Genomic DNA, 7,881 nt, shown 5'->3' with positions numbered 1-7,881 from the left:
GGCGGCGGCGCGGATGTCGGCGATGGAGTCGCGCGCCTGCTCGGACAGCTGCAGGCTGGTGTCGGCCAGGCCGCGCACTGGCTGCATCGAGGTGATGGCGGACGTGGAATCTTGCTGGATGCTGCGCACGATGCCGGAAATCTCGCCGGTGGATTGGCTGGTGCGGTCGGCCAGCTTGCGCACTTCGTCGGCCACCACCGCGAAGCCGCGCCCGGTCTCGCCTGCGCGCGCCGCCTCTATCGCCGCGTTCAGCGCCAGCAGATTGGTTTGATCGGCGATGTCCTTGATCACCGCGGCGGTGACGTCGATCGCGCGGCAGCGCTCGGCCAGCTCGCCGATGCAGTTCGAGGCGGCCGCCACCTGGCCGGACACCGCCTGGATCTCCTCCGCCGCGCGCCGCACCAGGCTCTCGCCCTTGTCGGCCAGCTCGCAGGCGTTGGCGGAGTCCGATTCGCTCTCGGCGCTGCGGCGCGACACCTCGGCCACCCCGTCCAGCATGCCGGCGGTGGTGGCGGCGGCGCCGGCGGTGGCCGCGGCCGATTGCTCGACCTGGCCGTGGATCTGCTGCATGCGGCTGGACAGACCACCCACCGAGTGCTCCAGCTGGACGGAGCCGTCCTGCAGCCGCTCAATCAACTGCCGCAGGCTGCGCTGCATCGCGGCGAAGGCGCTCATCAAGCTGCCTTCGCGCGGCGCCTGGGTCAGTGGCTGGGTCAGATCGCCGGCGGCCATCGCTCGCGCGGCGGCGGCCGCGACCTCGGCCTCGCCGCCTATCAGCCGGTAGATGGAAGCGGCGACGCGCCAGGCCAGCAGCGTCACCACCGCCAGCACCGCCAGCCCGATGCCGGACAGCTTGAGCGCCAGGCCGGTGAACTGTCGCTCCACATCGTCCATGAACACGCCGGCGCCTATGGTCCAGTTCCAGTCCGCGATCCGCATCACCGCATTGAGCTTGGGCAGCGTCTCATTGCCATTGGGGCGCTTGGTGCGGATCAGCGCGAAGGCGAAATCGCCGTTCGCCAGCGCATCGCGGTACACCTGCACCAGGGTACGCCCGTCCGGCAGCTTGCCGCCGGTGTCGCGCTTGCCCAGCTTGCGCCGGTCCGGGTGCACCAGCACCAGGTCGCTGGCGTCGCGCGCGAACACATAGTTGTCCTGATCGCGCAGGCCGCTCATCGCCTCTATCGCCCGTTTCTGCGCCTCCTGGCGCGTCAGCTTGCCGCTTTGCTCCTGCTTTTGGTACATCGCCACTTGCTGGCCGGCCAAGTGCACCAGGCTGCCTATCTGCGCCCTGCGGTCTTCCATCAAGGTCGTGCGCAGGGTGTGCAGCGCGAAGCCGGCCACCACGCACATGCCCAACCCGGCGCACAGCACCACGCCCCCCAAACGGACAGCCAGTTTCATAGTCTCGCTCCATCGCTGGTTTCGGCGCCGCGCGGCGGCGGCCTTTCCTTCGTGGAGCATAGACTATTCATTACGCTTAAGTGGCGGCCTCCTCAGGCATCGCCGCCGGCGGCGAACTGCAAGGCCGCCAGCCGCGCATACAAGGGCGAGCTGGCCAGCAGGCTCTGGTGGCTGCCCTCGGCCACGATGCGGCCCTGGTCCAGCACCACGATGCGGTCCGCCTGCTTGACCGTGGCCAGCCGGTGCGCGATCACCAGGGTGGTGCGGTTTTGCGCCGCGCGCTCCAGCGCCTGTTGCACCAATTGTTCCGACTCCGCGTCCAGCGCGCTGGTGGCCTCGTCCAGCAGCAGCAGCGGCGGATTCTTCAAGATGGCGCGGGCGATGGCGATGCGCTGGCGCTGGCCGCCGGACAAGCGCACGCCGCGTTCGCCCAGATAGCTGTGATAGCCCTGCGGCAGGCGTTCGATGAAATCATGCGCGGCGGCGGCGCGGGCGGCGGCCCTCACCTCCTCGTCGCTGGCGTCCGGCCGGCCGTAGCGGATGTTCTCCAGCGCGCTGGCGCCGAAGATCACCGAATCCTGCAGCACGATGCCGATATGGCCACGCAAATCGGCGAAGGACAGTTCGCGCACATCCACGCCGCCCAGCAACAACTGGCCCTGCTGCGGGTCGTAGAAACGCAGCAGGAGCTGAAACAGCGTGGATTTGCCGGCGCCGGACGGTCCCACCAGCGCCACATGCTCGCCGGGGCGCACGCTGAGCCGGATGCCGCTGAGCGAAGGCTGGCCGGGACGCGAGGGATAGGCGAAATCAACATCGCGCAACTCCAGGCCGGCAGGCCCGGGCGGCAGCGCGCGCGGCGCGGCCGGCTCCGTCACCGGCGAATTCAGCGCCAGCAGTTCCATCAGCCGCTCGGTGGCGCCGGCGGCGCGCTGCACATCGCCCCACACTTCCGCCAGCGCGCCGATGGCGCCGGCGGTAACCACCGCGTAGAGAATGAACTGGCCCAGCTGCCCGGCGCTCATCGTGCCTTCCAGCACCGCGTGCGCGCCCAGCCACAACACGAACACGATGGCGCCGAAGACCAGCAGGATCACCGCCACCGTCAGCCAGGATCGCGCGCGGATGCGCGCCAGCGCGGCGTCGAAGCTGGTTTCCACCGAATCGCCGAAGCGCCGGCTCTCCCGCGCCTGCTGATTGAAGGCCTGCACCGTCGGAATCGCGTTCAGGGTTTCGCCTGCGATGGCGCTGGAATCGGCGATGCGGTCCTGGCTGGAGCGGGACAAGGCTCGCACCCGGCGGCCGAAGACCACGATGGGCAAGACCACCAGCAATAGCGTCACCAGGATGTAGGCGGTCAGGCTGGGGCTGGTGGCCATCAGCATGGCCAGGCCGCCCAGCATCAGCAAGACATTGCGCAAGCCCATAGACAAACTGGTGCCGATCACGGTCTGCACCAGGGTGGTGTCGGTGGTCAGCCGCGACAGCACTTCGCCGGTCTGGGTAACTTCGAAATACTCCGGGCTGACCCGGATCACATGCTGGTACACCGCGCGGCGGATGTCGGCGGTGACGCGCTCGCCCAGCCAGGATACCCAGTAGAAACGCAGCGCGGTGGCCAGCGCCAGCACCGCCGCCACGCCGAACAGGCCGAGGAAGTAGCGGTTGATGTCCGCCGCCGCGCGCTGGCTGAAGCCGTGGTCGATCAGGAAGCGAAAGGCCACCGGCAGCAGCAGGGTGGCGGCGGCGGCGACGATCAGCGCCAGCAGGGCCAGCAGCGCGCGCAGCCGGTACGGGCGCAGAAAAGGCAAGAGCCCGGCCAGCGGGGTGAGGCGATTCAGCGGGGAGGAATCGGACATGACGATCAGCACTCAATGATACAGAGCGCCCTACTCTAGCCTGCCGCCGGGCAAACCGCATCCCCGGACATGAAAAAACCGCCGCGGGCAAGGCCGGCGGCGGTTTGCGAAAGCCAGGCTTTCTTGGATCAGAACTTGTACTGCATCTGCACGCCCAGCAGGTGGCCGCGAATCGAGCTGTAGGAACCCTGCAGGGTGTCGCCGTTGCCCAGCGGGCTGTTGGCGGTGTGCTTGATGTCGCGGTCGCCGACGCCCATCAGATAGGTGTAGCCGGCGTCCACGGTCAGCTGCTTGCTGGCCTTGTAGCTGGCGCCCAGGCTCAGCCACACGCGGTCGGTGTCCGGAATCAGCGGATTGCGGTAGCTGGCGTCGCGCACCGGGCTGGTTTCATAACCCACGCCGCTGCGCAGGGTCAGTTGCTCGCTGTAGTTGTAGTCGGCGCCCACCGAGAACAGCCAGCTGGCTTTCCAGTGATTGTTGATCACGGTATCGGCCATCGGGTTGCCCTTGATCACCAGCTGGTCGAAACGGCTCCAGTTGGTCCAGCGCGCGGTGGCGCTCAGCGCCCACTTGCTGTTCAGACGGCTGTAGCCGGACAGCAGCAGCGATTCCGGCGTGGTGACGTCGGCGCCGCCGGCATAAGTGCCGTCGATGTGGAACTTCTGCGGCAGCGGGATAGAAGTGCCCGGCAGCGTCGCTTGGTTGAAGCCGCTGGCCTTATAGTCGCCACGCGCCTTGTGGTTCAGCTTGGAGCGATAGGACAGGCCGACGCGGTTGTCCTGATTGAACGCGTACATCAGACCCAGGTTATAGCCATAGGCCCAGCTGTCGGCGTCGATCTCGCCGGCGGCACCCTGGAAGAAAGCGCCCTGCTTCAGATCGGCCTTGGCGTATTGCGCCGACACGCCGGCGCCGAAGCTCCACTTGTCGTCCAGCTTGTAAGCGAAGGACGGGTTGAAGTCCACCGTCATGATGGAGCTGGAAATGCCGTGGTTGCGGCCGATCCAGTTGTCGTCATAGCTGGCGCCAAGGCCAAAGGGCACGGTGATGCCCAGGCCCAGACGGGCGCGGTCGTTCAGTTGATGCACCAGGTAGGCGTTGGGAATGAGCTCGGCCTTGGCGCGACCGTTGTCGCTGCCCTGGCGCGCGGCCGGGAAACCGCCCTTGCCTTCGAACGGCGCGTCGATTTCGGCATAGGTGAAGCCGCCCTGAATCTGGGTGCCTTCGATCAGGGTCATGCCGGCCGGATTGTAGAACACGGCGGACAAATCGTCGCCGACCACGCCGGCGCCGGCATGGGCACGGCCCAGGCCGACCACGCTTTGCTCGGACAATTGGAAACCGGCGGCCTGAGCCAGCGGCGCCGCGGCCAGCAGGCCGGCCACCAGAGCGGGAATGGCACGAACGGCGGAAGGTGCGAATGCTTTCATTTTCTTGTATTTACCCCGGCGGCTGGAAACCGCCCTTGTTATCGAAGCCCGGCATGCGCCATGGCGTTTATGCTATATAAATAGATAGCGATCACACAGTTTTTAGGGGGTGGAGTCTAAATACTATTTTTTAAAAAAACAAGAACGCCTAAAAACCCAAAAGCATAAAAATGACCGCGAACCAGCCCGCCGCAGGGCAAGGCGGCGGCCATGGCGGCAAGGCGCTGCGCCGGGACAAAAGGCTGTGCTAATATTGGCGGCTTCTCACACCCTGTTGAATGAACCAACCATGAAACGAATGCTGAGCATGCTGGCGCTGACCGCGCTGCCCGCCGTGGCCCTGGCCTCGCCGACAGTGGAAATGATCACCAGCAAGGGCAATATCGAGATCGCGCTGGATTCGGCCAAGGCTCCCAAGACCGTGGAAAACTTCGTCGCCTACGCCAAGGCCGGCCATTACAACGGCACCGTGTTCCACCGCGTGATCGACGGCTTCATGATCCAGGGCGGCGGCTTCGACACCAAGCTGAGCCAGAAGCCCACCCGCGCCGCCATCGCCAACGAGGCGAGCAATGGCCTGAAGAACGGCATCGGCACCATCGCGATGGCCCGCACCGCCGACCCGAACTCCGCCACCGCGCAGTTCTTCATCAATGTGGCCAATAACGACTTCCTCGATTACAAGTCCCCGACGCCGCAGGGCGCCGGCTATGCCGTGTTCGGCAAGGTGATCAAGGGCATGGATGTGGTCAACCGCATCGCCAAGACCCGCACCGGCAGCATGAACGGCATGGGCGACGTGCCGTTCGAGCCTATCGTGATCCAGAAACTCACCATCAAACCTTAAAGCCTGTTTACGATCTGCCGCCTTGGCTCGCGAGATCGTTAAGCCCGCTTCAAGAACCACTTTAATACCGGCAGGCCGCCGCGCGGCCTGTCCGTCATCAAGGAAAACACCATGATCAAACTGACCACCAACTTCGGCGCCATCGTGCTGGAACTGTTCGCCGACAAGGCCCCGAAAACCGCCGCCAACTTTGAAGAGTATGTGAAGAGCGGCCACTACGACGGCACCATCTTCCACCGCGTGATCAACGGCTTCATGATCCAGGGCGGCGGTTTCAGCGCCGACATGTCGCAAAAGCCGACCAAGGCGCCGATCGAGAACGAGGCCAACAACGGCCTGTCCAACAAGAGCTACACCGTGGCGATGGCCCGCACCATGGACCCGCACTCGGCTTCCGCCCAGTTCTTCATCAATGTGTCCGACAACGACTTCCTGGACTTCAAATCGGAAAGCGCGCAAGGCTGGGGCTATGCCGTGTTCGGCCAGGTAGTGGAAGGCCAGGACGTGGTCGACAGCATCAAGGCGGTACGCACCGGCCGCAGCGGCGGCCATCAGGACGTGCCGGTGGAAGCGGTGGTGATCGAAAAAGCCGAAATCATCTGATTCGCCAACGCCGCGCCACGCGCGGCGCGCTCCCCAGCCCGGCCGTCCGGCCGGGCTTCAACTCATCCGCACGCGACATGGCCATTCATTTCATTTCCGACCTGCACCTGGCGGACGACACGCCAGAGCTGAACCGCTTGTTTCTGGACACGCTGCAAGCCTGGCAAGGCCGGATCGACGCGCTCTACATCCTGGGCGATCTGTTCGAATACTGGGTGGGCGACGACGACGATTCGCCGTTCCTGGAAGCGCCGCTGGCCGCGATGCGCGCCTTCGCCGCCGCCACGCCGCTGTACGTGATGCACGGCAACCGCGACTTCCTGCTGGGCGAGGGCTTCTGCCTGCGCAGCGGCGCGCGACTGCTGGACGATCCGACCTTGATCGAGGCCCATGGCCGCCGTTGCCTGCTCAGCCACGGCGACGCGCTATGCACCGATGACGCGGCCTATCAGCAATTCCGCGCCGTCAGCCGCAACCCGCAATGGCAGCAGGCGATGCTGGCGCGGCCGTTGGCCGAGCGCCACGCGATTGCGCGCCAGGCGCGGCAGCAAAGCGAGATGGCCAAGCAGCAAAACGGCCTGACCGCCATTTCCGATGTCACCGCCCCGGCGGTGGAAGCCTTGCTGGCCGAGCACGGCTGGCCGACGCTGATCCACGGCCATACTCATCGTCCGGCCATGCATCGCCATCGCAAATCCGAGCGCTGGGTGATCCAGGACTGGCACGGCGACCGCGGCGGCTATCTGCGGCTGGACGCCGCCGGCATCGCCAGCCTGCCGCTGAGCGCGGCCAACTGAAGCCGCAATGAAAAACGCCTGCCAAACGGCAGGCGTTTCTGCATCAGCCCGACGACGCCGGCAACGGCCGCCAACACGGCCACCAGCCCGGACCCGCGGCCAGATCGGCATCCACTGCCACGCCAGGCAGCGCCAGCAAGCGTCCGCCCGCATCGCACAGTAGCGGCCAACGCTCGCGCAAGGGCGGCGCGATGCCGGCCTCTTGCAAAAAGTTCTTCACCGGCTTGCGCCCCACCGCGGACGCCAGACGCTCGCCGCCCTGCCGCGGACACAGCAGCAGACCTTGCTCCAACAAGGCCGCCGGCAGGCCATGCGACCGCCACTCCCAGCTCAGCACGCCGCCCCACTCTTCCACCAGGCATTCCGCCGTTGGGTCCAGCGCCGCTAGCGACACGGCCGCTGGCGGCGCCAGCGCCGGCAAGGCATGCACACCGTCGCGGTAGCGGTATAGCAGGCCCGAGGCCAGCGCGAGCCGTGGACAGCTGTCGGCGCCGGCTTGCAAGGCCTGGCGCTGGAACTCAGCCAAGGCCTCCGGCTCCGGCGCCGGCCACTCCAGAGCGCGCAACCAGGCCAGCAAGACCTGGCGCTGCCTGGGTTCGGACAAGCCGCGCCAGACGGCCAGGCTCAAACCATCGCCGAGCCGACACGCGGCCAAATCCTGGGCCGCCACCTCGTCCAGCACCGCGGCCGCGTCCGCCAGCAGGCCGGCCGAGCGCGCCAGATGACGGCGATAGTCCGGCAGCGCCGCTTCCAGTTGCGGCAGCAAGCGCTGGCGCAGCAGATTGCGCCGCCAGCGCTCGTCCCGATTGCTTTCATCCTCCACCCAGCTCAGGCCCTCGGCCTGAACCCAGGCCTCCAGCTGCAGCCGGCGCAAGCCCAGCAGCGGCCGCCACAACCAGGGCCCCGCCGCGTCCAGCCGACGCAGCGCCGGCATCGCCGCC

The 7,881-nt window shown here is 66.7% G+C and carries 6 protein-coding genes and 1 pseudogene; 3 read left to right on the top strand and 4 right to left on the bottom strand.

Annotated features, from left to right (window positions below):
• From LQT98_RS21385 to LQT98_RS21375, 3 genes and pseudogenes are all read right to left on the bottom strand, one after another.
• Positions 1-1,308 (bottom strand): annotated as a pseudogene (locus LQT98_RS21385) (methyl-accepting chemotaxis protein); the annotation flags it as partial.
• Positions 1,309-1,496: 188 nt separating this feature from the next.
• Entirely contained in the window at positions 1,497-3,263 is a 1,767-nt protein-coding gene (locus tag LQT98_RS21380; RefSeq protein ID WP_231465043.1) for an ABC transporter transmembrane domain-containing protein, read from the bottom strand.
• A gap of 128 nt (positions 3,264-3,391) precedes the next feature.
• Positions 3,392-4,693 (bottom strand): OmpP1/FadL family transporter, encoded by a 1,302-nt coding sequence (locus tag LQT98_RS21375; RefSeq protein WP_231465041.1) that lies wholly within the window; start codon positions 4,691-4,693, stop codon positions 3,392-3,394.
• Between the two features lie 289 nt (positions 4,694-4,982).
• Here LQT98_RS21375 and LQT98_RS21370 point away from each other — a divergent pair, with 289 nt between their 5' ends.
• The 3 genes from LQT98_RS21370 to LQT98_RS21360 all read left to right on the top strand — a co-directional run bounded on the left by LQT98_RS21370 (position 4,983) and on the right by LQT98_RS21360 (position 6,940).
• Positions 4,983-5,540 (top strand): peptidylprolyl isomerase, encoded by a 558-nt coding sequence (locus tag LQT98_RS21370; RefSeq protein ID WP_231465039.1) that lies wholly within the window; start codon positions 4,983-4,985, stop codon positions 5,538-5,540.
• A gap of 111 nt (positions 5,541-5,651) precedes the next feature.
• Positions 5,652-6,143 (top strand): peptidylprolyl isomerase, encoded by a 492-nt coding sequence (locus tag LQT98_RS21365; protein ID WP_048409688.1) that lies wholly within the window; start codon positions 5,652-5,654, stop codon positions 6,141-6,143.
• A 77-nt stretch (positions 6,144-6,220) separates the two neighbouring features.
• On the top strand, positions 6,221-6,940 hold the full coding sequence (locus LQT98_RS21360; protein WP_231465037.1) for a UDP-2,3-diacylglucosamine diphosphatase: 720 nt from the start codon (positions 6,221-6,223) through the stop codon (positions 6,938-6,940).
• A 43-nt stretch (positions 6,941-6,983) separates the two neighbouring features.
• Here LQT98_RS21360 and tilS read toward each other — a convergent pair.
• Positions 6,984-7,881 (bottom strand): tRNA lysidine(34) synthetase TilS (tilS, locus tag LQT98_RS21355; protein WP_231465034.1); only part of this gene is annotated, 898 nt, incomplete at its 5' end.

This window comes from Chromobacterium aquaticum (assembly GCF_021129195.1).
GTDB lineage: Bacteria > Pseudomonadota > Gammaproteobacteria > Burkholderiales > Chromobacteriaceae > Chromobacterium > Chromobacterium aquaticum.
The sequence above is the reverse complement of the archived record's forward strand: the minus strand, read 5'-3'. Positions and strand labels throughout refer to the sequence as shown.

What these genes read in the sequence shown, in the direction of transcription:
- LQT98_RS21380 (WP_231465043.1), bottom strand. Translation starts at nt 3,263, where the DNA reads ATGTCCGATTCCTCCCCGCTGAATCGCCTCACCCCGCTGGCCGGGCTC.
- LQT98_RS21375 (WP_231465041.1), bottom strand. Translation starts at nt 4,693, where the DNA reads ATGAAAGCATTCGCACCTTCCGCCGTTCGTGCCATTCCCGCTCTGGTG.
- LQT98_RS21370 (WP_231465039.1), top strand. Translation starts at nt 4,983, where the DNA reads ATGAAACGAATGCTGAGCATGCTGGCGCTGACCGCGCTGCCCGCCGTG.
- LQT98_RS21365 (WP_048409688.1), top strand. Translation starts at nt 5,652, where the DNA reads ATGATCAAACTGACCACCAACTTCGGCGCCATCGTGCTGGAACTGTTC.
- LQT98_RS21360 (WP_231465037.1), top strand. Translation starts at nt 6,221, where the DNA reads ATGGCCATTCATTTCATTTCCGACCTGCACCTGGCGGACGACACGCCA.